Here is a 25,396-nt window from a genome sequence, read left to right as displayed (position 1 = left end):
GTGCAGTATGTGCAGGCGAATTATTAATTTATAGGACAGAGGTGGTTGTGAGGTGGAGGGAGTTATCTATCTAGATCATGCAGCAACATCTTGGCCCAAACCACCTGCTGTCGGTGATGCGATGTTGAGTGCATTGGAGATTGCCGGAGCTAATCCTGGCAGAGGAAGTCACCGTATGGCTGTTCAGGCAAGTCGTGTATTGTTCGAGGCGAGAAAATCCATATCCAATATCTTTGGAATCAAAAATGCGAATGATATTGCATTCGGATCAAATACGACAGAAGCACTGAATCTGGCGATTCAAGGCTCGCTCAGAGAGGGCGACCATGTGATTGCCACCATGGCGGAACATAACTCAGTCAGACGACCACTGGAGTACATGCGAAGACTCCGAAATGTAGAGATTGATTATGTACCTGTTGATGCTGCGGGAGCCATTGATCTGATGCAAATGGAACGTATGTTTCGTTCCAATACCAGATTGGTGGTATGTACACATAGTTCGAATCTGCTTGGCAGTATTCTTCCTATTGGAGAGATTTCGCTCCTATGTCGTAAACATCAGGCGATCTTATTGGTAGATGCAGCTCAGAGTGCTGGGGTTATGCCTGTGAATGTACAACAATTGGGCATGGATATGTTGGCTTTTCCAGGGCATAAGGGACTGCTTGGTCCTCAGGGTACAGGGGGCTTGTACATTGCTCCAGAGCTCGATATAGAGCCTTTACTTCATGGAGGAACAGGAAGTCAGTCAGAAGCTCTGGAGCAGCCAAAGGTGCGTCCTGATCGGTATGAAGCGGGGACGCCGAATACTGTCGGGATCGCAGGGCTGAATGCGGGTGTGAAACATGTACTTGAGATGACACCAGCGGTCATCTACCAACATGAGTGGGAACTGACCCAACTTATGATGGATGGGTTGTCATCCGTTAAGGGTATACGAATGCTTGGTCCAGAGATTGGACAGCCACGCACTGGATTAGTATCTTTTACTGTAGATGGGTATGATTCAGCACAACTCGCCTTCCGTTTAGATCGGAATTATGGGATTGCGGTTCGCTCCGGTTTTCATTGCACACCCCTTGCACACGAATCTGCTGGTACAACCGCTACCGGAGCAGTAAGGGCCAGTGTGGGATACAATTCAACTAGAGAACATGTGGAAGCACTCGTTAAGGCAGTGTTGGAATTGACTGGAGCAGACTAGATTAGAGTTGAAATGATGAACTCATTTGATACAGGGTTGCTTGATTAAGCTTATGGATATCGGGTTGATTTATAATGAATGATAATATTACAGGACAGACGTTAATCTGATCAAAAATATAGAGGGGTAGTTGCAATTACATGGCTGAATTAAACGAGCTGATTCTGGAACAGCTGTTATGGATTATTGGCGGAATGGCATTACTTACGGTGATCTTGCTGATTGTGAGTATTGTTCAAGGGGCAAAGTTACGAAAGTTTAAACGTAAATATGAAGCCATGATGGCTGGCAGTGGAGTAGAGGACCTGGAATCATTGCTGATTAATCTGAAACTTCAGATGGACAGCATTGAGGATGAACACAAACTGCAAACGAATCAGCTGCAAGTTGTCATGCAAAAGCTGACCCGCATTCAAGGTAAAGTTGGCGTGAAAAGGTACAATGCATATGGAGAGCGTGGCAGTGATCTGAGCTTCTCAATGGCCATGATTAACGATAGCCAGGATGGCATGATTCTTACGGGGATATATAACCGCGACGGTTCTTATGTATATGCAAAACCTCTTAAAGGGGGAGAGTCCACGTATACTCTGTCCCCAGAGGAAAAGGAAGCTATTACTCTGGCACAGCAAGCAGAGTAGAACGTGTATGCCATTCCCGAATGGCCGAGTACAGACTGCTGGATATAATCTCGGACATGCGCATAACAAGACTGAGCCGTGTGTTCTGTAGAACAAAGTATTCCATAAAGCCGCCGACGTTAACGATACCTGTCAGATGGATATCGCCGACCGGCGGTAATTCTTTATTTACCCCCGCACCCGGCTTGAGTGGACCATTCACAACTTGAATGCATCCCACACTGGATGATTGTCCGAGACAGGCGTCAATGCCAATCACATAAGGGTTATGGTGTGTTTTCTGTATGTTGTGGAGTGTATCTTGCAGGTTCATCGCATGGACTGGTTCATCCAAGGTACCATATAGATGGAATAAAGGGCTGTCCCACTTGGAAAGGGCTGATCCGACCAGAGGACCAAGGCAGTCGCCTGTTGAGCGATCTGTGCCGATGCAGACAATCACTACATTTTGCAGAGAATGGGCTTTATAGAGATGGAACATTAAACGATGGGTAATGGCCGAGTGAATACTTGGATCGGTATGGGGGATTTTCAAACTGGTCATGTCTTGTGATGAAAAGGAACGCGAAGTAGGATTCATAGGATCTATCCTTTCCCTTGGAATAGTAGTAACAGTATATGGAAAGGTAGAGCGTTTTATACTTCACGAGGACAAGCTTTTTCTCTAGGGTTGGACGTATGGCGAAAGGAGCCGGATATGGACGAATGGATTAACGATTGGATGCTGATTGCGTTTGATTCAACCCAGCAGGCACTGCGTGCTGAAATGCTGCTGGAGTTTGCTGAGATAGAGATTGATTTGTTCCCTACACCAAAAGAAATTACAGCAGGGTGTGCGCTATGTATTCAGTTTCCAAAAGAGGATTTGGAGCGAGTACAGAAGATCATTCGTAACGAGTTTGTAGAGATCCGAGGCCTCTATTTCAAAACAGAAGACAGCTATGATAACATACCGATGTAGAGGAGGCATGATGGATGTTGCCATTTCAGTTTGCTCAAGGGACTACAGCTAGTGGTGCCGCAACCGCCGTTGGTGAAGCCCTTCGTTGGACGGATAAAGTGTGGAACAAAATTGCAGATCCCGATATGTGGCTTAACATTATGTTCAGCTCAATCCGGATCATCATTATTTTTATCATCACCCGTATTGTCATTAAGGTAGTCTATCGAATTATAGATCGTTCCATGGAACGCAAGCAGGAAGGCAAGATTCGCGTGAATCCGCGCAGGTTCGTAACCGTAGGGGAACTGTTGAAAAATGCGACCTCCATAACATGTAATTTTATTATGATTCTGCTACTGTTATCTGAGATCAATATCCAAGTTGGACCGCTACTCGCGAGTGCCGGCGTTCTCGGACTTGCCATTGGTTTTGGTGCACAGGGTCTGGTCAAGGATGTTATTACCGGTTTCTTCATTATATTGGAGGACCAGTTCGCTGTGGGTGATGTTATTCAGACGGGAACCTACAAGGGAACGGTTGAAGTGATTGGACTTAGAACAACGAAACTGGTCAGCTGGCAAGGTGAAGTGCACATTATCCCAAACGGGGCGATTGCAAGTGTAACGAACTACTCCATGTCGAATTCGCTGGCTGTAGTGGATATTCCGATGAAGGCGGACTTAAGTCTCGATGAGTCAGTACATCTGGTGAAAAAGTCTTTGGTTGGGATTGAAGAGCGTGACCTAAATATTGTGAAGGTCCCGGATGTGCTCGGTATACAGTCGATGTCTACATCTGAGTATGTGGTGCGAATTGTGGCTGAATGTATGCCTAACTCTCGTGCTTCGGTGGAACGTCAAATTCAGGGCGATGTGAAAAAAACGCTGGAGTATCATGAGATGAGCAATCAAGCTGTATTGGAACAGGCAGTAGCTTTGGAGAAAGATGAGGGGGATGGCACAGGTGGAGCGTAAAAGTTTCCAGCTTGGGGATATCGTGCAGATGAAGAAGCAGCATCCCTGTGGCAGCAATGAGATGGAGATCATTCGTATGGGTATGGATATTCGGATTAAGTGTGTCGGATGTAAACACAGCGTGTTGATTCCAAGAGCGAAATTTGAGAAAAACATGAAGAAGGTCCTGCGTTCAGCCGAAGATTCCACTGAATCCTGATCTTGCAATAATTCGGTATGCAGTATGCGTAATAACGTTTACATGCAGGCTCCGTAGGAGTGTTGCGTTCTGTAAATGATCATGCTATAATCAATATTGCTGCGGAAAGGTACCCAAGAGGCCCAAGGGGGCTGACTCGAAATCAGTTAGGCGTGTCACAGCGTGCGTGGGTTCGAATCCCACCCTTTCCGCCACTTCAATTGTAATTTACTCAATACACATTGAGTTTAATAAAAAGATCGATAAGAAGACTTTCCATTAGGAAAGTCTTTTTTGGTATAACGTTTTATCGAATATGTATTGAACATGTATCCATATCAGATGCATCATTAATGACTCGAACGAAAAACAAAGAGCCCCGAAGGGCTCTTTATCCGGCGGTGCATTTGTTTGTTAGGAAACAATCGGTCGTAACAATCAGACACTTGGTGTACTGCACGTAGCAATACGCGTGCTTCAGACGAAGGGCCTTACTACACATAACCACTTGCTTCTTAAATTACGTGATGAATCTCCAACAGCGAATGATCGGCTTCGTTGTCCAACGGAACCACACCTCTCTCGTGCACCGCCTGATTGTATTATGTGCTTTATTCCGTTTTATATACATGGATCGTAAAAAAGTATTGCGATTAATGGACGCGGGCTTTGGTCAGCTTCTTCCACTTGCGATTATGATTGCTTGTTTCGGGAAAAGCTTCACCTTTTTGCAACGTTACCCGCTTTGGGTTCTGAATTTCCGTGACAAAGCTTTTTTCCCCAACTTCCGTGTACTCCCCATCGTTTGGGGCTTTGTCTCCTGGTTCAAACTCGGTTTTTTCGCCCATGATAAAACCTCCTCTGCAGATTATGTTACTTTGTTGCTTCTGTAGTGTGCTCCATAGCCGGTCTGATCATGTGCCAATATGTACAGGGAACGTTTGCTTGCACTTTGACTCGGTATTTGTTATATTAATATAGTTCGAGTTTGTGCTCGTTCCTTGCTCTCAACCTAGATTGAGGGCCAGAGTCCATAAGGAGGTGAAAATTATGCGCAAATATGAAGTGATGTACATTATTCGTCCTGACATTGAGCAAGAAGTTGTTCAAGCTACAGTCGATAAATTCCAAGGCATCATCTCCAACGGCGGTGGTGAAGTTACAGCTCACGACGTTATGGGTAAACGCCGTCTTGCGTATGAGATCAAGAAATTCCGTGATGGTTTTTATGTTCTGGTACATTTCACTGCTGAACCAGCAGTTGTAACTGAACTTGAGCGTCTCATGAAGATTTCTGACGAAGTAATTCGTTATCTCATTACCAACGACGTTAAGTCTGCTTAAGACTACTCGTGATTAACGCACCAATACGCTCTGAAGGAGGGGATTACATTGTTGAACCGTGTCATTCTGATCGGACGGTTAACCCGGGATCCTGAGTTGCGTTACACTCCAGCAGGAGTGGCAGTTACGCAATTTACTTTGGCAGTGGACAGACCGTTTACAAGCCAAGGGGGAGAAAAGGAAGCCGATTTCATTCCGGTCGTAACCTGGAGACAGCTTGCCGAGACCTGTGCGAACTACTTGCGCAAAGGACGCCTGGCTGCAGTCGAAGGACGCATTCAAGTACGGAACTACGAGAATAACGAAGGAAAACGTGTATACGTGACCGAAGTCATTGCCGATAATGTCCGTTTCTTGGAGTCAGCTAACCGTGATAATAGCGGTGGCGGCGGTGGGCAACCAATGCGTGAAGAGCCTTCTTATGGAGGCGGCGGACGCGCGAACAATAACAATAATTCGCGTAGCAACAATCAGGATCCTTTTTCCGATGACGGAAAACCGATTGATATATCGGATGATGATTTGCCATTTTAACATGAGCTGATACTCTTAGGAGATATGGGTTACATGATAGGAAAGGACTGAAAAGCATGGGCTTCAAGCAAAGAGAAGGCGGAGACAACGATAAAAGACCGGCACGTCGTGGCGGCCGTAATAAACGTCGTAAAGTGTGCTTCTTCACAGCTAACAAAATTACTCACATCGATTATAAAGATACGGACTTGCTTCGTAAATTTATCAGCGAACGTGGAAAAATTTTGCCACGCCGTGTAACAGGTACTAGCGCTAAATATCAACGCATGCTGACGATTGCAATCAAACGCTCCCGTCAAATCGCATTATTGCCATACACAACTGAGTAGTTTTTACTCAGCTTGCATACGAAGCAGTCGGCTTATAGCCGGCTGCTTTTTTGTATATATCAATAGAATTATTAATAACAGATCCACTCTAACAAATGGAAGAATTCAATACTGTGGTGATAGAAGCATTCAAGGCTCAAATGAATTATAATAGAGTCTAATCTACTGAAAAGGTACAGGCAGCAGGAATAGCTGTTTATTTCAGAATAAACACCAGGAGTGGATATGAATACATCAAAACGTAAAGGCAAACAGAGAAAAAAGAGTCTGAAAAACTGGATTATAGCTACTCTTTTACTTTCCATTATATATGTATGGTTACAGCAAAAAGATGATATAGATAATATGTGGCCTGGGACAACAATCCAAGAAGCTCTGCCAATCACCGGCCTACATCCTGTGGTAGCAGAGAATGAGAAATTATTGGTACGTAAGGCAGCGAGACGTGGAATAGAGATTGTTATCACCCACGGTTACCGAAGTTCCGAGGAGCAAGATGCACTATTCAACCAAGGACGCTCAAGCGCAGGCGATATCGTTACTAATGCACGTGGTGGTGAGTCATATCATAACTACGGATTGGCAATTGATTTTGCACTGAGGACGCCTGAGGGTGATGTAGTGTGGGATATGGAACGTGATGATAACGGCAATGGCGAGGCAGACTGGATGGAAATTGTGGATCTTGCCAAAGAGTTAGGTTTCACTTGGGGTGGAGACTGGGCAAACTTTCCGGACTATCCTCACTTGCAGATGGATTTTGGACTGAGTATTAATGAGTTAAAACGTGGTAAAAGACCCCCTGACTCTCAGTAAAAGGTGTTATATATACACTTAACTGAATAATTATTAGATAAGCTCTGCATTTTGCAGGGCTTTTTTCTTTCTTTTGTAAAATAAATGATAAAAGATGACAATTTGGTCTTTACATTAGCAAATAAATAAAACTATACTAGATTAACTAGATTTTTTACTTTGATCGCACATATTATTTCAATTGTAAGCATAACGGCTCCGGGTTCAATAAAATTAAGCTATAGATCGAGATATAATCATCACTCATATATGTAACATTTACCTCACGCAAAATTAAGAATGTCTACTTAAATCAAAGCATACACATACACTAAATGTAACTATTATGTTATGTATATGTTATATCGGCTAATTGCCTATGTTCACCTCACAGCCAAAAACATGATAATACCTCTCAAAATTCCTGCTATATGCCTTTATAGTATTACTAATATCCAAATCTGTAGTATAAAAAACATTTATACCAAAAATCTCAAAATAAGCATTGACGTTAGCTAAAATTACACGTATGATTACATTAATTATTTTGATATATAATTCCGCTAGGAATTATCAACATTAATTGACCAATGGTCTAAATATAATTCTCTTAAACTTGTTTCTCCTAACAATTTGGTATTTTGTATAAGCTATTGTTCGTTATCTTCAAGAACTTGGAAATATACAGTGGATGCATTTCTACACACGAATACAATCTACGGAAATTATGGGGTTAGGGTGATTGATTTGAATACAGAGCTATTGGAAGTCAGAAATCTAACAACATCATTCAGAATTGAAGATGACTATTATGCAGCAGTGGATCACGTTAACCTTACGGTGAAGAAAAATGAAGTGTTGGCGATTGTAGGTGAATCCGGGTCAGGTAAAAGTGCTTTTGCATTCTCTCTTATGGGTTTGCATAACAAAGCAAAGATCGAAGGCCAGATTCTCTATAAAGGACAAGATATTGCCAACATCTCCCCAAGCAAGTTAAACAAGCTACGCGGCAAAGAAATGGGCATGATTTTTCAGGACCCATTGTCCGCACTAAATCCTCTAATGATTATTGGTGAACAGATTGAAGAGATTCTCACACTTCATCAGTCCAAGCTGTCTTCCAGAGAGAAGAGAGAAAAGGTCATTCACTTATTGAATCAGGTAGGGATTCCACGTCCCGAACAAATATACAAGCAGTATCCCCACGAACTATCTGGTGGTATGAGACAGAGAATTGTTATTGCCATTGCGATTGCCAACAAACCGGAACTACTCATAGCCGATGAACCAACGACGGCGCTTGACGTTACGATTCAACTACAGATTTTGGAGCTGATCCGTGATCTGAAGAGTGAAATTAACGCAGGCATTATTCTGATTACACATGATCTGGGTGTCGTAGCTGAGATGGCTGATCGCGTTGCAGTTATGTATGCAGGCGAAATTGTTGAAATCGCAGATATCTTCACATTGATGAACGATGCGAAGCATCCATATACCCGCTCACTGTTGAACTCTATTCCCACCCTGTCTGAAGAAGGATCCAAATTGCATGTCATCCAAGGTATTGTACCATCACTCAAAAATCTTCCTCGCAAAGGGTGCAGATTCAAAGCCCGAATTCCATGGATTAGTGAATCGGCTCATGAAGAGAACCCACAGATGCATGAAATTGCACCAGGTCACTTTGTACGGTGTACCTGTTACCAGCACTTTCATTTCCCTGACCAAAGCTGAGGAGGAATAACATAATGGCATTACTCGAAGTAGAAGGGCTCAAGATACACTTTCCGATTCGCGGTGGATTGCTTAAACGGGAAATTGGCAGTGTAAAGGCTGTTGATGATGTTAGCTTCTCCATTGAAGAAGGACAGACCTATGGTCTGGTTGGCGAATCAGGTTCAGGAAAAACAACAACAGGCAGAGCCATTATTGGGCTAAATCATGTCACTGACGGAAAGATCCTGTTTAACGGCAAAAATCTGGCTACAGAGCGACGTAAGAACAGGCAACTCCAGCGGGATGTACAAATGATTTTTCAAGACCCTTATTCATCATTGAATCCAAAGAAGCGGGTTATCGATATTATCGCTGAGCCGTTTCGTAACTATGAGCGTCTGACAGCTACCGAGGAGAAAAGACAAGTAAGAGAATTACTTGAAAAGGTTGGCCTGAGTCCGGAATCAATCTACAAATATCCTCATGAATTCTCCGGCGGACAGCGTCAACGGATTGGCATCGCACGGGCTATTGCCCTGAAGCCGAAGTTAATTATCGCTGATGAACCTGTATCTGCACTCGATGTATCGGTACAGGCTCAGGTACTCAACTTCATGCAGGAAATTCAAAAAGAATTAAATCTGACCTATCTGTTCATCAGTCACGATCTGGGTATCATCCGTCATATGTGTGATGAGATTGGAATTATGTATAAAGGTCGATATGTGGAACAGGGCACAACAAATGATATTTTTGAGAATCCGCAACACATCTATACAAAACGTCTCATTGCAGCCATTCCGGATATGGACCCAACCAAACGAGAGGAAATGGTAGCCTTCCGTCAACAGGTCAAATCCGAGTATGAACATTCATACCGAAATTTCTTTGATGAGGAAGGACTTGCATACTCGCTCAAATCCATTTCCGATACTCACCGAGTAGCTCTACCTCAGAAAGGTTGAAGGCCATATGTGGAAAACGATAGTACGCAGAATTATCATAATGATCCCTCAGATATTTTTACTAAGTCTTTTGGTCTTTCTGATGGCCAAGGCCATGCCGGGCGACGCGCTAACCGGATTGCTTGATCCAAGCGTTGATCCCAAAGCATTGGAAGCGCAGCGAGAGAGACTAGGATTGAATAATCCCTGGTACGTGCAATATTGGGACTGGATCAAAAACGCCATCCAAGGTGATTTTGGGCAATCCTTCCGTTTCAAAATGCCGGTTACCGACTTGATCGGTCAGCGTGTAGCAAATACATTCTGGCTCGCACTGGCGACACTTGTACTGACTTACCTGATCGCTATTCCACTGGGTATCATCAGTGGTCGTTACAACGATACCTGGTCTGATCGGTTGATCACGGGATACACCTACCTGGGCTTTGCCGCACCATTGTTCATTTTCGCACTGGTGATGGTATGGATCTTCGGATTCCACTTCGGCTGGTTCCCGACAGGAGGTAGCGTTGCGCCAGGACTTACACCAGGCACATTCAGCTACATAATGAGTAAGTTCTATCATCTATTATTGCCGGCACTATCCATGGCACTGATTACAACGGTATCTACGGTTCAATATTTGCGTAGTGAAATCATTGATATCAAGCACAAGGAATTCGTTATTACTGCCAGAGCCAAAGGTGCCTCGGAATCCCGGATCTACAACAGGCATATCTTGAGGAATTCACTATTACCTATCGCCGCGTTCTTTGGATATGAGATCACAGGACTTATCGGAGGTACGGTATTTATCGAAAGTATATTCAGTTATCCAGGTATGGGGCAGTTGTTCCTGAGTTCCATCTCATTGCGTGACTTCAGCGTTGTGACTGCACTCGTATTGTTGTATGGCGTAGCTTCCATTCTCGGGGCATTGCTGTCTGACATAATTCTAGGAATTGTAGATCCACGTATACGGATCAAGTAAGAACTTGAAGATTTCGGGGTGAAAACAAGATGAGCAAGGCCAACGAGGTAGTTGTAACTTCACAAAAGGTTGATAAAAGCCCCTCCAGCTTGAGTATTTTATGGAGGGAGCTTGTCAGAGATAAGGTGGCACTAATCTCGCTCATTTTCTTGGGCTTGGTCATGTTGCTGGTATATGGCACGTCTCTCATTCTGAATCAGGATGATATCGTACGCGTGGATCTGTTTGCCTTATATGAACCACCATCCGCGAAATATTGGCTTGGAACGGACTATGGAGGTCGTGATGTATTTGGCCAACTGGTCATCGGTACACGTAACTCCCTGACCATTGGAATTATCGTAACGTTAATGACTGGCTTCATAGGTATCTTAATTGGCCTTTTATCCGGTTATTTCGGTGGAATGATAGACAACCTGTTTATGCGTGTTGTTGATTTCTTCATGATCCTTCCGATGTTGATGATTGTTATCGCGTTTGTTACGGCAGTACCGAAATACAATATCATCTCGTTCTCTCTAATCATGACGGCATTTCTCTGGATGGGTATCGCCAGGTTGATTCGCTCCAAAGCATTACAGGAACGGGAACTGGATTATGTAAAAGCTTCAAAAACATTGGGCTCTTCTCATCTGAAGATTATGCTCTCACAGGTTCTTCCGAATCTGAGTTCCATTATCATCGTAACGATGACATTGAATCTCGCTGCCAACATTGGCCTCGAATCCGGGCTGTCTTTCCTAGGGTTTGGTTTTCCCGAAAGTACGCCTAGTCTTGGAACACTCGTAAGTTATGCACGTAATCCGCAAACCCTGGAGTCCAGATGGTGGATATGGCTACCCGCATCGGTACTGATTCTGGTATTGATGTTGAGTATAAATAATGTCGGTCAAGCCCTAAAGCGTGCGACTGATGCAAGACAAAGAAGAGGTTAAAAAAAGGGAGGAAAGGTTCATGAAAAAGGGATTATTTTCACGGGGACTATTTTTCACGATGATGTTGGTCTTTGTATTGGTGCTCGCAGCGTGCTCTGAGAAGGAAGCAGCTACTCCAGCTCCAGCTTCCAACACAGAAGAGGGAAAAACGGAGGAAAAACCTGCTAATGAAGAGGGCGTTTACTCCATTGATGACTTCAACAATGTCAAAACGAATGAGGGTACTGCGATCGAGGGTGGATCGATTACATTCGGACTTGTATCGGATACTGCTTTTGAAGGTACACTGAACTATAACTTCTATTCCGGTAACCCGGATGTTCAGGTACTGCAATGGTTCGATGAGCCATTACTTACATGGGACAAAGACTATGTGTACACCAATGATGGTGCAGCAACATATGAGACATCTGAAGATGGCAAAACGTTCACACTGACCATTCGTGACAACGTAAACTGGCATGATGGCAAGCCGGTAACGGCTGAAGATCTGCAATTTGCTTATGAAGTTATTGGTAACAAAGCGTATGATGGTCCACGTTATGACTCCAACTTTACTAGCATAGTAGGTATGGAAGAATTCCATGCTGGAAAAGCAAAAACAATCTCTGGTATTAAAGTGCTGAGCGACAAACAAATCAGCATTACGTATAAAGAATCCACTCCGTCCCTGCTGACAGGTGGCGTATGGACGTATCCACTGGCTAAACATATCTTCGGCGATATGGATGTAGCAAAAATGTCTTCTTCCAAAGAAGTACGTGAAAAACCAATTGGTTTTGGTCCATTTAAAGTGGATGTAATCACTCCGGGTGAGTCTGTAACTTATGTTAAAAACGAAGACTACTGGCGTGGGGCTCCGAAACTGGACAAAGTGACTCTGAAAGTTATCAACCCGACAACGGTTGTTCAAGAACTGAAATCTGGCGGGGTAGACCTCGTGGATGCATTCCCGACAGATCAATACAAAGATAATGCTAACCTGTCCAACGTAGAATTCCTGGGCGCAATCGATCGTGCTTATACGTACATCGGTTTCAAACTGGGTACGTGGGATGAAGAGAACGGAAAAGTTGTAAGCAATGCCGAAGCAAAAATGGGCGACAAAAAGTTGCGTAAAGCCATGTGGATGGCTGTAGATAACGATCAAGTAGGTAAACGTTTCTATAATGGTCTGCGTTGGAATGCAACAACCCTGATTCCACCGTCTCACCCAGAATTCCATGATTCCAACAATCCGGGTGTAGCATATGATCCAGAAGCAGCGAAAGCATTGCTCGACGAAGCTGGTTACAAACTGGATGGTGAATTCCGTACGAATCCGGATGGAACACCACTCGAAATCAACTTTGTATCCATGACTGGTGGAGACACAGCTGAACCATTGGCTCGTTATTATGTTCAATCATGGGCAGCTATTGGTTTGAAAGTAAACCTGGAAATGGTTGAGTTCAACAGCTTCTATGACCGTGTAGGTAACACAGGTAAAGATGATCCAAACATTGATGTGTATCAAGCAGCATGGGGCGTTGGTATTGACGTAGATCCATCTGGTCTGTATGGCCGTGATGCACTCTACAACTTCTCCAGATTCTCCAGCGAAGAGAATGACAAATTGCTGGCACAAGGTATCTCTGCTGAAGCATTTGATGTAGACAAGCGTAAAGAGATCTACAATCAATGGCAGCAATACATGGTAGATGAAGTTCCTGTATTCCCTACACTGTATCGTGCAGTTGTAGCACCCGTTAACAAACGTGTAATGAACTATGCGATTGGTGATGGAACAGGCGTTTACCTGAGCGACCTGCAAGTTAATGCAGACAAAGCAGTTGTAGCTCAGTAAAACATTCTTAAATTAGCAGCTGTAAGGATTGGGGTCCTTTAAGAAGCCGGTTGCTAGATTATTAATGAAGAATTCTCCTGGGAAAATGAATAAAAAGTGTCTTTAAAACATGGATTCTGTACACTCTGGCATGGGTGTATGGGGTTCATGTTTTTTTTGTAACCAAAAAATAAAAAAAATTTAACTTTTTTTCAAAAAAGTGCAGACAAAATGCCTCTTTACTTCGTCTATATAGGTAAGAGGTGATCATCTTATGAAAAAATGGTGGAAACGGGCAGGTATGCTGCTGGCTCTCTTGCTTATTATATATTTGGGTGTGAAACCGGACATGCTGGTAGGCAAACCGGGAATTAAAGCTGAATCTGCGGTATTAATGGATATGAACTCTGAACAGATCTTAATGGATTTTAACGGCTCCGAAGAGATTGCTCCGGCAGGCGTCAGTAAGTTGATGACAGAACTGTTAGTAATGGAGGCCGTGATCAATGGTGATATAAGCTGGAATGATCTTGTTAATGTGAGTCTGTATGCCAGCTCCGTGGGGGGCAGTCAACTGACCCTGAAACAGGGAGAGCAATTCACCGTTCAGGAGTTGTTCGAGATCGTAGCTGTCTATTCAGCCAATGATGCAGCGGTTGCTCTGGCTGAACATATCAGTGGTACAGAGCAGAAGTTCGTGCAACAAATGAATCAAAAAGCAACTCAGATTGGGCTGTCTGAGGATACACAATTCACGAATTCAACGGGCCTCAGTGAAAAGCTGCTTGGTCCTAACCGTCCGATGGAAATACAAGGGCAGACCTTAATGACGGCTATAGATGCATGCAAGCTTGCGCGATATCTGCTGAATAACCATCCCGAGATTTTAAGAATTTCCAGTCAAATGCAAGTATCAATGCATCAAAAAGGGATGTACATGAGTAATACGAACTGGATGTTGTCCTCTATTGGTGGGCCGTATGCTTATGATGGGAATGACGGATTAAAGACCGGGTATGATGAAGATTCCGGATATCATTTTGTGGGGACAGCTGAACGTGATGGAAAAAGACTAATTTCAGTTGTATTTGGAACAGATACTCGTGAAGGGCGTTTTGTGGAGACTCGGAAGTTATTCAACTATGGGTTTTCGGGAAACCGAGTCAGACCAGATTATTGACATTACGCAAGCGTTAATACGTTAGATAAGATATGAGGGCTGTCCGCAGGTTCGACTGAACATGTGGTAGCTCTATTTTATCGAATTGGAGGTAAATTGATCCATATAACCATATTATTAAATTGACATATGGTTTTCTTTTGTTTTAAAATGACCAGTGAGTCATTATTATTCAACTCGGTTTAATATATATGTACCAAACCAACTGTACGATACTGAATTTACGATCTGATCGGGAGGTAACTTGTGATGAAAAAACAAATGAAATGGCCGCTAATCCTGTTCGCCATAGGGGTATTTATGGCTGCGCTGGACAACGGGATCATCACCTCTTCACTGACCACCTTAAATGCATCATTTGGTGTGTCGCCAACATGGGGAGCATGGACGATTACGCTTTACACGCTTGGGCTTGCGGTGAGTGTACCTATTGCAGGCAAACTGTCGGACCGTTATGGTCGCAAGAAGCTATTTTTGATTGAAGTGGCGTTGTTTGGGATCGGGTCCCTGCTCGTTGCGCTGAGCACATCATTTACCTTTTTCCTGATTGCTCGTGTCATTCAAGCTTTGGGCGGTGGTGGGATTTTTATCATTGCCAGCTCATACGTATTAAGCAAGTTCCCGGCGGAGCGACAAGGTACAGCCTTGGGTCTGCTGGGAGGGATGAATGGTGTTGCCGCTATCTTGGGACCCAATGTCGGTGCTTTTATACTGGACCTTACGGGCAACTGGCATTGGTTATTCCTGATCAACGTGCCTATCGCCATACTGCTGTTCATTGCAGGTATTCGATTTATTCAGGAAGAGCAGGAACTGAATCGTGCAGCAGTGGACTGGAGCGGTATTGCTGTCCTGACGTTGGGTGTACTCAGTTTAATGTACAGCTTCAGCAATCTGGACGGTGTGAACATGCTTCAAAGCCTGGGATCACCGATGTTCTACGGTTTCTTCTTGGCAGGTGTGATCATTCTGGTGCTCTTTTACTTCATGGAAAAAAGGCTGGAAGGATCTGAACGTGAACCTGTTGTATCGACACAGCTTCTGGGCATTGCGTCCTTTCGCTGGACGTTGCTAATTGCCTTTTTCTCGGGAGCCATTCTGGCCTCAGTGATCTTTATTCCCGGATTTGTTGAGCAATATCTCGGCGTATCCAATACAGCTTCCGGGTACTGGTTTACTCCGCTCGCGCTGGCATCCGGCATCGGGGCAGGTGGAGGTGGATACCTCGTTGACCGCAAAGGGCCGATCTGGACGTTATCGCTTGCGGGGCTGCTATCTGCCATTGGATTCCTGCTGTTCCCGCTATGGGTGGAGCATATCTGGCAATTTGTCATCGCGAGTACACTCGTAGGTATCGGTTTCGGCATGATGCTTGGTGCGCCAGTTAACGTACTTGTCACGGAACAGGCGGGGGAGAACAACAAAGGCATCGCGGTAGCGACCAGCTCGTTATTCCGCCAGATGGCGATGGCTATTGCACCTACGATTTTCGCTGGATTCCTAGCACGTTCTTTCATTAATCTGGGGTCCAACATTCAGGCAGGATTCGCTGACCAAGGAATTCAGGTGCCGCCTGAAATGCTGGAGCAATATGCCTCGGGTGGAGCTTCAGGGAGTGATGTATCCAGTCTGACAGAGGGCCTGTCCCAGATTCCTGATGAAGGTATCCGTGATGTGTTGCTCCAGGCAGTGCATCAAACGACAGGGCAGGGTTATAATGGCCTTTTCTGGTCTGCGGTGGTATTCAGTGTGCTTACGCTGGTAGCTGCGCTTATAACGGGACGTCTGCGTCAAAAAGAGAAGAGCCAACATGTGGAAAGTGTATCCACAAACTGATTCGATAACGTTAGAAATGAAGAGAACAGTGCACCTTTTGTAGCTAAAAAGGAGTCGCTGTTCTTTTCAATTTAACCGGATTGTAACTTTTCTTGCTCTCGCAATGATTACAATAGAACGAGCGTAAGCGGTGTCTTGATTCCAGAGAGAGAAAACTTCAGAGAACACCGAGTCACAAGACATCTCAGACGTTTAATTGGTATTATGGATTATCATTTCGATAGTGAAGAAGGAATCGATGGATGAAAAGCAGAACTAAGGATAAGAAGAAGAAAAGAAGAAAAGGCCTATATATAACGCTCGTTTCACTTGTTGTTTTGTTAATCGGAGGGTATTTGTTCCGTCAGCAACTGGCTGTAGCGGCATTTGATCTGTTTCTCGCCGGATCGGTAGAAGATCAGTTATCCCGCTCTTATGTACCGCAGGAAGGCAACAACACGCCTGATCCAACGGTATACCGTAAGGAACCATTCTCCGTGTTACTGCTCGGTTCGGATAAACGCGCCTATGAGAAGACGCGTGGACGTTCGGATACCGTCATCTATGCTGTAGTACGTCCGAAGGAATCCCGTGTGCTGTTGGTATCCATTCCACGTGATACGTATGTGCAGATTGTAGGACGGGATGCCAACAAGGACGGCGAAGATGATTATGATAAGCTGGCGCATGCCTATGCTTTTGGTGGGGAGAATATGTCCATCAATACGGTGGAGAAATTTCTTGATGCTGATGTGGGTTATTATGCAACGATCAACTTCGACGGAATCAAAAAAGTGGTTGATGCGCTTGGTGGTGTAAAACTGCCAATCGATGAGGACATTGTGAACAAGAATCCGGATCACGTGCAATTCACGATTGAAGGTGGTAAGCCGATCTATGACGGGCAGGAAGCACTGTATTATGTAAGATACCGTGAGGATAGCGATTTTAATCGTACCAAGCGGCAGCAGATTTTCCTGAACGCGATGGCGAATGAGATGCTGAATTTGAATCAAATCGCCAAAATTCCGGAATTGATTCAGATCATGGGAGACAGCTTCCAGACGGATATGCGAGCATCTTTCATTATTGATCTGGCCAAACAAGTGCTTACTCAGGAGAAACCGCAGATTTCAAGCTTCACCATTCTGGGTGAGGGGATGAAAAAAGACGGTATCTATTATGGTCAGGCTGACGAGAAAGATGTCCAATATGCCAAAGAGCTGATTAACAACTGGATGGATCAATCGACCCCAGCCGGTGAAGTCATGATCCCTGACCGGCAAAAGATTGAATAACCAATTCCATACCAATGATGTGTTGTAGACCACAATCAGCAGTACGTTTATTCGCGGGCTGCTGTTTTTTTTCTTTGTATTGAGAACTATTATCCTTTTGGAACATCCTGCGTTCTGATCCGTATAATATAAGTTGAGCGAGATAAGTTGAACGAAGAAATTCACAAGGAGGATACACAAGGGTATGAACATCGCATTTTTTTTGCTACCCAAACAAGAGGTTACGTGCGTGACGTCGGATTCTACGCTGCGGCAAACGTTGGAACGGATGGAATATCATCGTTTTACGGCGGTACCCATTTTGAATAAAGAGGGCAAATATATTGGTACGGTTACCGAAGGCGACTTACTGTGGTATATGAAGAATGCCGAGGGAAAGATTTCATTTGAAAACGCTTCAAAGTTCTTGCTCAAGGATGTTCCCCTTCGCTTGGATATTAAACCTGTATCCATTAACGCCAACATGGAGGACCTGATTAATCTGGCTAAAGTTCAGAATTTTGTTCCTGTGGTCGATGATATGGATCGGTTCATTGGTATTGTCAGACGGAGTCAGATAATTGAGTACTGCGAGGGCATTGTAGCCAAAGAATCGATCAAGGCTAAGTAAGGCTGTTACGAATTTAAACATTATTGTGTCATGATGGATAATCACAGCCGTCCGGTATCATGTTAAACTTAAGAAGTCCTGAATCAGGGCCGCATTCGAAGTTTTTTACAAATATATAGGTCGATAGGATGTACGGAGGACTCCGCATAAGTACCTGACATCAGTTTCGGAGAACTTCTCCGTTTTTTGGGGTAATTTTGCGGGCCCTCTTTTTATGCTATAATCGAGAATAAAGCTTTTTCGGGGGAGAGTGACTTTCGCCAATATGCCTAAAGAACTGGATGTAGCCAAACGCGCTAAAGTGATTGAATGGCTGAAAACCGAAGTGCTTGATCAGGTATCCCGATTATTCAAGGCGTTATGGGAAGGCAGTACAACTCGAATCGGGGACAGTCTTGCCAGTTTGATTATGAGTAGTTACATATTGGGCCGCAGGCTCGGTATTCCTTTCAAGGATCTGGATGCACTGCTAGTTGAGAAGTTGAAAAAGCATAAACAGGAAGGTCACCAGCTTGAAGACTGGTACCAGGATATTTCCGCGCTAGAAGATCATATGCGTAAGAGGTGAATTTGTTGAAATTTAGCTTTAAATCAGCTGTTTGGAGCGCAGTCTATCTGCTCTTGCTACTTTCGCTGTTAACTCCTTTATCGGTACTTGCCATATTTTTTATGATGATTCCGGGAGTTATTTTGTATGCTTCATTATCTTTAAAATCATTTATATGGCATCTCGTGCCCGTAGCCGTTATTTTGGTCGTATTCCACCCCATCTATCTGTTACTATTGCTCATCTTTACCCTGCCTGCGATCGTTATGGGTCACGCGTATAAAACACGCAAATCAGCCCTGTTCGCGCTGATGGCGGGAAGTGGCATGATGTTGGCAGAATACTTGTTGTTGCTCTTGGTCGGCAGTGTCATTTTCCAATTCGACCTGTCCAGTTATATTGAAGATGTGGTCAAATTGACCATTGAACCGTTAACCAATTCATCGAATCAGATGATCAACGGTTTTGCATGGACGCCTGAGATGACCGAGGATGTTGCCAAACAAACACAGCTTATGATTCCGTTTGCTCTCGTTGTCACGTCGATGGTAATGGCCTTTATTACACACGCCATAGCTCGTCCGATTCTGAACGTGATGGGTGTGGTGGTATCGAAGCTTCCACCAGCGAGAGAGTGGCGTATGCCGCGTGCGTTGATCTGGTATTATTTCCTTGCGCTGTTGATCGAAGTGATCTCCAGACAAAGTAATGGAACATACTGGACCATGATTGCCATGAATCTGTCCCCGTTAATTAATCTGGGCTTCATGATTCAAGCGATCGGTTTCTTCTTCTTTCTCTCACATACAAAGAAATGGAATCCGGTTATACCATATTTCCTGGCGGCTGCGGTCTTCTTCATTGGTCCGCTTCGGATTATCGGAATTATCGATCTGGCGTTCCCGCTTCGTGAGGCAATATCGAAATCAAAACGATAGGGTGATGAGTCATGCCTAAATTTCTGAAGAAACGCTGGCACGGCTACTATACCGTATGGGCGTTCATACTGCTGCTGTTGCTCGTTATGTTCGTTACCATTTATAACTGGACGCTTGGTTTGATTAGTCTGATACTGGCTTCGGCGCTGGGAATCGTCATGATTAAGGCGGAGCTCGCGTTCCGCCGTGAGCTTAACGACTACATTAATGGCCTATCTATTCGGATCAAACGGATGGAGGGGGAAGCGGTCAGCATGCTTCCATTCGGAATTGTGCTGTACAGCGAAGATCGTACGGTAGAGTGGCATAACCGCTTTGTCGCGGAGATGTTCCAGGAGAAGACAATGGTGGGTAATCCGCTACTTAATTTGTTTCCCAAACTTCCTCAGCCTAAAGAGAAGAAGGATGGGACGAAGGAACATTCATCCAAGGAGTTGCATGACGAATTCCAGTTGGATGATCGGCATTATGGAGTTATTCATAACCCGCAGGAGCGGTATGTATATGTATACGAGATTACGGAGCTAGCCATTCTTCGTGATAAATATGAAAATGAACGCCTTGCATTGGGAATTCTCGTTCTGGATAATCTGGACGAGGCTGCCCAAGGCATGGACGATCAACAGCGTACAGCGTTGATTGCCCGTGTGACCAGCGAAATTACGTCATGGGCCAAGCGGTACGAAGTGTACCTGCGCCGTCTGTCTTCTGATCGTTATCTGTTGATGCTGAATCATAAGTCTTTGCAGGAACTGGAGCAGAGCCGATTTGTCATTTTGGATGAGGTTCGAGAGATGACTGCTGACCTCAAAGTGCCAATGACACTCAGTGTTGGACTGGCGTTTGGATCGGATAGCATCAGCGAGATGGGAGAACTGGCACAGTCCAGTCTAGACATGGCACTTGGACGTGGTGGTGATCAGGCTGCCGTGAAGTCCGGACAACGCCTGTCTTTCTATGGCGGCAAGTCTAACGCAGTGGAGAAACGGACACGGGTAAGAGCCCGCGTTATCGCGCACGCGCTGCGTGATCTGATGCAGGAGAGCGATCGGGTGCTCATCATGGGGCACAAAATTCCGGATATGGACGCGATCGGCGCATCCATCGGAGTGTGGAAAGCAGCCAGTCTGTACAATGTGGAAGCACGGATTGTTCTGGATGGAATTAATCCATCGATTGAACGCATGATGGAGCAAGTGAACAAGGACGAGAAGTTGTCCAAAGCATTTGTATCACCGGAACAGGCAACCCAGATGATGACCGAGCATACGTTGCTGGTGGTGGTGGATACGCATAAGGCATCCATGACCATGGAGCCGAAACTGGTACAGTCTGCTACCCGTGTCGTCGTTGTGGATCACCATCGCCGGGGCGAAGAGTTCATCAATGACGCAGTGTTGATCTATCTGGAGCCTTATGCGTCCTCTGCTGCCGAATTGGTAACCGAACTCTTGCAATACATTCATGATAAGGTACAATTCACTCCGCTAGAAGCTACGGCTTTACTTGCCGGGATTACAGTGGATACGAAGCATTTTGCATTGCACACGGGGTCCAGAACATTCGAAGCGGCAGGCTTCTTGCGCCGTAGCGGTGCGGACACCATTATGATCCAGCGGTTGATGAAAGAGGATCTGTCAGAATATATTGCTAAGGCAGAAATCATAAAGCATGCTAAAATGGTATATGGAAACATTGCGCTGGCGGTCACGGACCCTGGCAGCAAGATTTCACAGATGATGATCGCCCAGGTGGCGGACACATTGCTGAACATGACTGACGTGGTCGCTTCATTTGTGATTAGTGAGCGTCCGGATGGACTGATTGGCATCAGCGCGAGATCGCTGGGGCGCATGAATGTTCAAGTTGTCATGGAACGACTGGGCGGTGGCGGACATTTGACAAATGCTGCCGTGCAGCTTGAAGGAACGCTTGGAGAGGCAGAAAAACGGCTGACGAACGTACTGGCTGAAATCGAAAAGGAAGAGGGGCTGTTCGAATGAAAGTCATTTTTATAAAAGATATGAAGGGTCAAGGCAAGAAAGGGCAAGTGAAAGAAGTATCTGAGGGTTACGCACAGAACTTCTTATTGCCACGGGGAATCGCACGTCTGGCAACAGACGGCAACATGAAGACACTGGACAACCAGAAGGCGGCTGAAGAAAGACTCAAACAGGAAGAGAAAGCGGAAGCGGAAGCACTTGCGAAAAAGCTGGAAGCAGAAGTAACTGAACTGAAAGCCAAGTCCGGCGAAGGTGGTCGTCTGTTTGGCGCCATTACTAGCAAACAGATCGCAGATGCTTTGTCTAAAAAGGGTCTGAAAGTAGACAAACGCAAAATTGAGCTGGACGAGCCTATTCGTACACTCGGCGTAACACAAGTAACTGTCAAGGTTCACCCTGAAGTGAAGGCAACCTTGAAGGTACAGGTAACGGAAGAGTAAGATGGGCGGAGAAATGTTATTCGACCGGATTCCCCCGCAGAACCTGGAAGCCGAACAGGCCGTGCTGGGTGCAATCCTGTTGCAGGGCGAGGCCCTGATTACAGCGATGGAACGGGTGCAAACCGAGGATTTCTATGATAAACCCCATCAATTAATCTTTGAAGCGATGATCCAGCTTGGTGAGGGAAATCAACCGATTGACCTCGTGACACTGACTTCGCTTCTGAAGGATAAAGGTGAGCTGGAGGACATCGGGGGCGTTAGTTATCTGGCGAAGCTAGCCCATGGTGTACCTACAGCCGCGAACGTAGACTATTACGCTCAGATTATCGAAGAGAAATCGATGCTGCGTCGTCTGATTCGTACGGCAACACAGATCGTGAGCGAAGGATATACGGGCGGTGAAGATGTTGCAGCGATGCTTGGAGAAGCTGAACGTCGCATTCTGGAGATATCCAACCGTCGCTCCAGTAGTGGTTTTATAGCCATTCAGGACGTACTGATGGAAGTATTCGATCGTGTGGAAACACTTCATCAGAATAAGGGTACAACAACAGGTATTCCGTCCGGGTTTATCGATCTGGACAAGATGACTGCCGGATTCCAGCGCAGTGACTTGATCATTGTAGCGGCCCGTCCTTCCGTAGGTAAGACGGCCTTCGCCCTGAATATCGCTCAGAACGTAGCCATTCGGGCCCAGGAGACGGTAGCCATCTTCAGTCTGGAGATGTCAGCCGCCCAGCTGGTGCAACGTATGATCTGTGCGGAAGCCAACCTGGATGCCAGCGTAATGCGTATGGGTGATTTCAAGGGTGATGAAGACTGGCAGAAGCTGACGATGGGTATTGCAGCTTTGTCAGAAGCCAACATCTTTATAGATGATACGCCAGGGATTACCGTAGCGGATATTCGTGCCAAATGCCGTCGCCTGAAGAAAGAGAAAGGCCTCGGCATGATCCTGATTGACTATCTTCAACTGATTAGTGGTCGTGGTAAAGCAGGGGAGAACCGTCAACAAGAGGTATCCGAGATTTCACGTACACTGAAACAGATTGGCCGGGAACTGGAAGTTCCGGTTATTGCCTTGTCCCAGCTGAGCCGGGGTGTAGAGCAACGTCAGGACAAACGTCCGATGATGAGTGACTTGCGGGAATCGGGTTCGATCGAGCAAGATGCCGACATCGTAGCGTTCCTTTACCGGGATGACTACTATAACCAAGAGACCGAGAAGAAAAATATTATCGAGATCATTATCGCTAAACAGCGTAACGGACCGGTAGGTACGGTGGAACTGGTCTTCCTGAAAAACTTTAATAAATTCGTCAATTACGAGAGGGCGCACAATGACGCCTTCGCGATGTAACGGGCAGGTGCTGACGACTTCGATCAAGAAGCGAGAATCGTCTGTCCCGAAGATTAACCATTAGAGCAACTGAACGCAAACATGTGTTATAAATACCAGATATAGATTCACATTGAAATGGGTATCCTTGAACCGGTGATAGCAGTCAAGTAAGCTTGGACTGAAGTCTCCGGTTTTTTGTGTTGAAATAATGGGTAAATCCCGAACATTACGGTTGTACTATATCTAATTGTTCGCCATTTGATTTGACTTTGAAAAAGGGTACTGGTACACTAATACTGCTGCGTTAAAGCAGCGCAAACCTTCCCTTGAATGTAACGGAAGGACATTTTTACTGTCCGTTAGCACGCTTCTCAGTCGGTTTATTGCGTAACACGCCTGCCGGGATAGAGGACGGACAGACCAATACAAAGGTGCGCAAGGCACCCACGGAGGAATGTTAACTATGTCAACGGTAGTTGTAGTGGGAACGCAATGGGGAGACGAAGGAAAAGGTAAAATCACGGATTATCTGGCGGAGAGCGCTGATGTGGTGGCTCGTTATCAAGGTGGTAACAATGCGGGTCATACAATTCTGATTGATAACAAAAAATATAAACTGACGATGATTCCATCAGGGATTTTCTACACGGATAAAGCGTGTGTTATTGGTAACGGAATGGTTATCAACCCGAAGGCACTCATCGAAGAAATTAACTATATTCATGACAATGATTTTACAACGAAGAACCTGTCCATCAGTGAGCGCGCACATATCATCCTGCCATATCACATGGTACTGGATGCACTCGAAGAAGAGAGCAAAGGCCCGAACAAAATCGGTACGACTGGCAAAGGAATTGGCCCATGTTACATGGACAAATCAGCTCGTATTGGTATTCGGATGGTTGACCTGCTGGATGCTGAAGATTTCGAACTGAAACTGCGTCATCTGGTCAAAGAAAAGAACCGTGTCATCGAGCAAGTCTACGGCGGCCAGCCTGTTGATGTGGAAGAGATTCTGCAAGATTACCTCGGATATGCTGAAATTCTGCGTCCTTACGTACGTGATACATCCGTTGTTCTGAACGAATATATTGATGAGGACAAAAAAGTATTGTTTGAAGGTGCACAAGGCGTTATGTTGGACCTTGATCAAGGAACTTATCCATTTGTTACATCATCCAATCCGTCCGCAGGTGGCGTATGTATCGGTTCTGGCGTAGGCCCGGCTCGTATTCAGCAAGTCATTGGGGTAGCGAAAGCTTACACAACCCGTGTAGGAGATGGCCCATTCCCTACGGAATTGCATGATGCAATCGGCGACCAAATCCGTGAGACTGGACATGAGTACGGTACGGTAACTGGACGTCCACGTCGTGTAGGTTGGTTCGATAGTGTTGTTGTTCGCCACGCGCGTCGTGTCAGTGGAATTACAGGTCTGTCCCTGAACTCTCTGGACGTAATGACAGGTCTGGAAACCGTAAAAATCTGCACAGGATACAAATTCCGCGGCGAGGTCATCACACACTATCCGGCAAGCCTCAAAATGCTGGCAGAATGTGAAGCGGTATACGAAGAGATGCCAGGCTGGAGCGAAGATATCACTGGAGCGAAGAAACTTGAAGACCTGCCAGTGAACACACAGAATTATGTAAAACGTGTTTCCGAACTGACAGGCATTCCAATTGCCATCTTCTCCGTTGGTCGTAACCGTGAGCAAACAAATCAAGTTCTTCCAATCTACGAGTAATCGAAGAAATAGAGAGATTGTTTCTTGAATTATAAAATAGAATCCTCTGCCTACTTAGGCATGTTGAGCCTCCAGTTGTTGCTTTTATAGCGATGACTGGAGGTTTTTTGT

26 protein-coding genes and 1 tRNA gene are annotated in these 25,396 nt (G+C 45.2%); 25 read left to right on the top strand and 2 right to left on the bottom strand.

Going from position 1 to position 25,396, the window contains the following annotated elements:
• Nucleotides 1–52: 52 nt before the first annotated feature.
• A complete protein-coding gene (locus tag MHH25_RS30685) occupies nucleotides 53–1,207 on the top strand; it encodes an aminotransferase class V-fold PLP-dependent enzyme (protein ID WP_340018834.1) in 1,155 nt (384 codons plus the stop codon).
• A gap of 140 nt (nucleotides 1,208–1,347) precedes the next feature.
• A complete protein-coding gene (locus tag MHH25_RS30680) occupies nucleotides 1,348–1,848 on the top strand; it encodes a DUF4446 family protein (RefSeq protein WP_047841029.1) in 501 nt (166 codons plus the stop codon).
• On the opposite strand, the gene yyaC is transcribed toward MHH25_RS30680, so the two are convergent.
• Complete coding sequence (gene yyaC, locus MHH25_RS30675) at nucleotides 1,823–2,428, bottom strand: spore protease YyaC (protein WP_017691426.1); 606 nt, start codon at nucleotides 2,426–2,428, stop codon at nucleotides 1,823–1,825. The two genes, MHH25_RS30680 and yyaC, sit on opposite strands and share 26 nt — an antisense overlap.
• A 117-nt stretch (nucleotides 2,429–2,545) precedes the next feature.
• On the opposite strand from yyaC, the gene MHH25_RS30670 reads away from it, so the two are divergent.
• From MHH25_RS30670 to MHH25_RS30655, 4 genes are all read left to right on the top strand, one after another.
• Entirely contained in the window at nucleotides 2,546–2,809 is a 264-nt protein-coding gene (locus MHH25_RS30670; RefSeq protein WP_017691427.1) for a DUF3343 domain-containing protein, read from the top strand.
• 125 nt (nucleotides 2,810–2,934) lie between these two features.
• Nucleotides 2,935–3,765: a mechanosensitive ion channel family protein gene (locus MHH25_RS30665; protein WP_223200026.1), complete on the top strand. Its 831-nt coding sequence runs from the start codon at nucleotides 2,935–2,937 to the stop codon at nucleotides 3,763–3,765.
• Nucleotides 3,755–3,964, top strand: coding sequence for a DUF951 domain-containing protein (locus MHH25_RS30660; RefSeq protein ID WP_036611950.1), 210 nt, complete (start codon nucleotides 3,755–3,757; stop codon nucleotides 3,962–3,964). The genes MHH25_RS30665 and MHH25_RS30660 overlap by 11 nt, the downstream gene beginning before the upstream one ends.
• Nucleotides 3,965–4,067: 103 nt before the next feature.
• Nucleotides 4,068–4,158, top strand: a tRNA-Ser gene (locus MHH25_RS30655).
• A 438-nt stretch (nucleotides 4,159–4,596) separates the two neighbouring features.
• On the opposite strand, the gene MHH25_RS30650 is transcribed toward MHH25_RS30655, so the two are convergent.
• A complete protein-coding gene (locus MHH25_RS30650; RefSeq protein WP_036671877.1) occupies nucleotides 4,597–4,791 on the bottom strand; it encodes a YjzC family protein in 195 nt (64 codons plus the stop codon).
• Nucleotides 4,792–4,993: 202 nt separating this feature from the next.
• On the opposite strand from MHH25_RS30650, the gene rpsF reads away from it, so the two are divergent.
• The 19 genes from rpsF (at nucleotide 4,994) to MHH25_RS30555 (ending at nucleotide 25,285) form a co-directional block, all read left to right on the top strand.
• Complete coding sequence (gene rpsF / locus MHH25_RS30645; protein WP_036611944.1) at nucleotides 4,994–5,287, top strand: 30S ribosomal protein S6; 294 nt, start codon at nucleotides 4,994–4,996, stop codon at nucleotides 5,285–5,287.
• Nucleotides 5,288–5,335: 48 nt separating this feature from the next.
• Complete coding sequence (ssb, locus tag MHH25_RS30640; protein WP_017691432.1) at nucleotides 5,336–5,821, top strand: single-stranded DNA-binding protein; 486 nt, start codon at nucleotides 5,336–5,338, stop codon at nucleotides 5,819–5,821.
• 56 nt (nucleotides 5,822–5,877) lie between these two features.
• Nucleotides 5,878–6,150 (top strand): 30S ribosomal protein S18, encoded by a 273-nt coding sequence (gene rpsR / locus MHH25_RS30635; protein ID WP_017691433.1) that lies wholly within the window; start codon nucleotides 5,878–5,880, stop codon nucleotides 6,148–6,150.
• A 225-nt stretch (nucleotides 6,151–6,375) separates the two neighbouring features.
• Entirely contained in the window at nucleotides 6,376–6,966 is a 591-nt protein-coding gene (locus MHH25_RS30630) for a M15 family metallopeptidase (protein ID WP_340018833.1), read from the top strand.
• A gap of 726 nt (nucleotides 6,967–7,692) precedes the next feature.
• Nucleotides 7,693–8,682: an ABC transporter ATP-binding protein gene (locus tag MHH25_RS30625; RefSeq protein WP_101313565.1), complete on the top strand. Its 990-nt coding sequence runs from the start codon at nucleotides 7,693–7,695 to the stop codon at nucleotides 8,680–8,682.
• A 14-nt stretch (nucleotides 8,683–8,696) separates the two neighbouring features.
• On the top strand, nucleotides 8,697–9,629 hold the full coding sequence (locus MHH25_RS30620; protein WP_017691436.1) for an ATP-binding cassette domain-containing protein: 933 nt from the start codon (nucleotides 8,697–8,699) through the stop codon (nucleotides 9,627–9,629).
• Between the two features lie 7 nt (nucleotides 9,630–9,636).
• Nucleotides 9,637–10,599: an oligopeptide ABC transporter permease gene (gene opp4B / locus MHH25_RS30615; RefSeq protein WP_017691437.1), complete on the top strand. Its 963-nt coding sequence runs from the start codon at nucleotides 9,637–9,639 to the stop codon at nucleotides 10,597–10,599.
• A 29-nt stretch (nucleotides 10,600–10,628) separates the two neighbouring features.
• On the top strand, nucleotides 10,629–11,534 hold the full coding sequence (locus MHH25_RS30610; protein WP_036611941.1) for an ABC transporter permease: 906 nt from the start codon (nucleotides 10,629–10,631) through the stop codon (nucleotides 11,532–11,534).
• A gap of 19 nt (nucleotides 11,535–11,553) precedes the next feature.
• Nucleotides 11,554–13,380: an oligopeptide ABC transporter substrate-binding protein gene (locus MHH25_RS30605; RefSeq protein WP_076252184.1), complete on the top strand. Its 1,827-nt coding sequence runs from the start codon at nucleotides 11,554–11,556 to the stop codon at nucleotides 13,378–13,380.
• Between the two features lie 253 nt (nucleotides 13,381–13,633).
• Nucleotides 13,634–14,539, top strand: coding sequence for a D-alanyl-D-alanine carboxypeptidase family protein (locus MHH25_RS30600; protein WP_340018832.1), 906 nt, complete (start codon nucleotides 13,634–13,636; stop codon nucleotides 14,537–14,539).
• 249 nt (nucleotides 14,540–14,788) lie between these two features.
• Nucleotides 14,789–16,375 (top strand): MFS transporter, encoded by a 1,587-nt coding sequence (locus MHH25_RS30595; RefSeq protein WP_340018831.1) that lies wholly within the window; start codon nucleotides 14,789–14,791, stop codon nucleotides 16,373–16,375.
• Nucleotides 16,376–16,617: 242 nt separating this feature from the next.
• On the top strand, nucleotides 16,618–17,652 hold the full coding sequence (locus tag MHH25_RS30590) for an LCP family protein (protein ID WP_036671869.1): 1,035 nt from the start codon (nucleotides 16,618–16,620) through the stop codon (nucleotides 17,650–17,652).
• A 184-nt stretch (nucleotides 17,653–17,836) separates the two neighbouring features.
• A complete protein-coding gene (locus tag MHH25_RS30585; RefSeq protein WP_017691444.1) occupies nucleotides 17,837–18,262 on the top strand; it encodes a CBS domain-containing protein in 426 nt (141 codons plus the stop codon).
• A 265-nt stretch (nucleotides 18,263–18,527) separates the two neighbouring features.
• Nucleotides 18,528–18,830 carry a MazG-like family protein gene (locus MHH25_RS30580; RefSeq protein ID WP_017691445.1) on the top strand — a complete coding sequence of 101 codons (303 nt, stop codon included), beginning with the start codon at nucleotides 18,528–18,530 and terminating at the stop codon, nucleotides 18,828–18,830.
• 5 nt (nucleotides 18,831–18,835) lie between these two features.
• On the top strand, nucleotides 18,836–19,747 hold the full coding sequence (locus MHH25_RS30575; RefSeq protein WP_340018830.1) for a DUF2232 domain-containing protein: 912 nt from the start codon (nucleotides 18,836–18,838) through the stop codon (nucleotides 19,745–19,747).
• Between the two features lie 11 nt (nucleotides 19,748–19,758).
• Nucleotides 19,759–21,750: a DHH family phosphoesterase gene (locus MHH25_RS30570; protein WP_076252179.1), complete on the top strand. Its 1,992-nt coding sequence runs from the start codon at nucleotides 19,759–19,761 to the stop codon at nucleotides 21,748–21,750.
• A complete protein-coding gene (rplI, locus tag MHH25_RS30565; RefSeq protein WP_340018829.1) occupies nucleotides 21,747–22,190 on the top strand; it encodes a 50S ribosomal protein L9 in 444 nt (147 codons plus the stop codon). Before MHH25_RS30570 ends, rplI begins: the two co-directional genes overlap by 4 nt.
• Nucleotide 22,191: 1 nt before the next feature.
• Nucleotides 22,192–23,553, top strand: a complete 1,362-nt coding sequence (dnaB, locus tag MHH25_RS30560; protein WP_036611922.1) for a replicative DNA helicase — start codon at nucleotides 22,192–22,194, stop codon at nucleotides 23,551–23,553.
• A gap of 445 nt (nucleotides 23,554–23,998) precedes the next feature.
• Nucleotides 23,999–25,285 carry an adenylosuccinate synthase gene (locus tag MHH25_RS30555; RefSeq protein WP_036671866.1) on the top strand — a complete coding sequence of 429 codons (1,287 nt, stop codon included), beginning with the start codon at nucleotides 23,999–24,001 and terminating at the stop codon, nucleotides 25,283–25,285.
• The last annotated feature ends 111 nt before the right edge of the window (nucleotides 25,286–25,396 follow it).

This window comes from Paenibacillus sp. FSL H3-0457, assembly GCF_037981725.1.
Taxonomy (GTDB): domain Bacteria; phylum Bacillota; class Bacilli; order Paenibacillales; family Paenibacillaceae; genus Paenibacillus; species Paenibacillus amylolyticus.
Note: the sequence above shows the minus strand (reverse complement) of the source record. Positions and strands in the feature narration are given on the sequence as shown.

Excerpts from the sequence above, each read along its gene's own strand:
- MHH25_RS30630 (WP_340018833.1), top strand. The coding sequence starts at position 6,376 with ATGAATACATCAAAACGTAAAGGCAAACAGAGAAAAAAGAGTCTGAAA.
- MHH25_RS30610 (WP_036611941.1), top strand. The coding sequence starts at position 10,629 with ATGAGCAAGGCCAACGAGGTAGTTGTAACTTCACAAAAGGTTGATAAA.
- MHH25_RS30650 (WP_036671877.1), bottom strand. The coding sequence starts at position 4,791 with ATGGGCGAAAAAACCGAGTTTGAACCAGGAGACAAAGCCCCAAACGAT.
- rpsF (WP_036611944.1), top strand. The coding sequence starts at position 4,994 with ATGCGCAAATATGAAGTGATGTACATTATTCGTCCTGACATTGAGCAA.
- MHH25_RS30590 (WP_036671869.1), top strand. The coding sequence starts at position 16,618 with ATGAAAAGCAGAACTAAGGATAAGAAGAAGAAAAGAAGAAAAGGCCTA.
- MHH25_RS30600 (WP_340018832.1), top strand. The coding sequence starts at position 13,634 with ATGAAAAAATGGTGGAAACGGGCAGGTATGCTGCTGGCTCTCTTGCTT.
- dnaB (WP_036611922.1), top strand. The coding sequence starts at position 22,192 with ATGGGCGGAGAAATGTTATTCGACCGGATTCCCCCGCAGAACCTGGAA.
- rpsR (WP_017691433.1), top strand. The coding sequence starts at position 5,878 with ATGGGCTTCAAGCAAAGAGAAGGCGGAGACAACGATAAAAGACCGGCA.
- MHH25_RS30585 (WP_017691444.1), top strand. The coding sequence starts at position 17,837 with ATGAACATCGCATTTTTTTTGCTACCCAAACAAGAGGTTACGTGCGTG.
- MHH25_RS30680 (WP_047841029.1), top strand. The coding sequence starts at position 1,348 with ATGGCTGAATTAAACGAGCTGATTCTGGAACAGCTGTTATGGATTATT.
- MHH25_RS30605 (WP_076252184.1), top strand. The coding sequence starts at position 11,554 with ATGAAAAAGGGATTATTTTCACGGGGACTATTTTTCACGATGATGTTG.
- MHH25_RS30620 (WP_017691436.1), top strand. The coding sequence starts at position 8,697 with ATGGCATTACTCGAAGTAGAAGGGCTCAAGATACACTTTCCGATTCGC.
- opp4B (WP_017691437.1), top strand. The coding sequence starts at position 9,637 with ATGTGGAAAACGATAGTACGCAGAATTATCATAATGATCCCTCAGATA.
- MHH25_RS30555 (WP_036671866.1), top strand. The coding sequence starts at position 23,999 with ATGTCAACGGTAGTTGTAGTGGGAACGCAATGGGGAGACGAAGGAAAA.
- rplI (WP_340018829.1), top strand. The coding sequence starts at position 21,747 with ATGAAAGTCATTTTTATAAAAGATATGAAGGGTCAAGGCAAGAAAGGG.
- MHH25_RS30670 (WP_017691427.1), top strand. The coding sequence starts at position 2,546 with ATGGACGAATGGATTAACGATTGGATGCTGATTGCGTTTGATTCAACC.
- MHH25_RS30580 (WP_017691445.1), top strand. The coding sequence starts at position 18,528 with ATGCCTAAAGAACTGGATGTAGCCAAACGCGCTAAAGTGATTGAATGG.
- MHH25_RS30665 (WP_223200026.1), top strand. The coding sequence starts at position 2,935 with ATGTGGCTTAACATTATGTTCAGCTCAATCCGGATCATCATTATTTTT.
- yyaC (WP_017691426.1), bottom strand. The coding sequence starts at position 2,428 with ATGAATCCTACTTCGCGTTCCTTTTCATCACAAGACATGACCAGTTTG.
- MHH25_RS30595 (WP_340018831.1), top strand. The coding sequence starts at position 14,789 with ATGAAAAAACAAATGAAATGGCCGCTAATCCTGTTCGCCATAGGGGTA.
- MHH25_RS30570 (WP_076252179.1), top strand. The coding sequence starts at position 19,759 with ATGCCTAAATTTCTGAAGAAACGCTGGCACGGCTACTATACCGTATGG.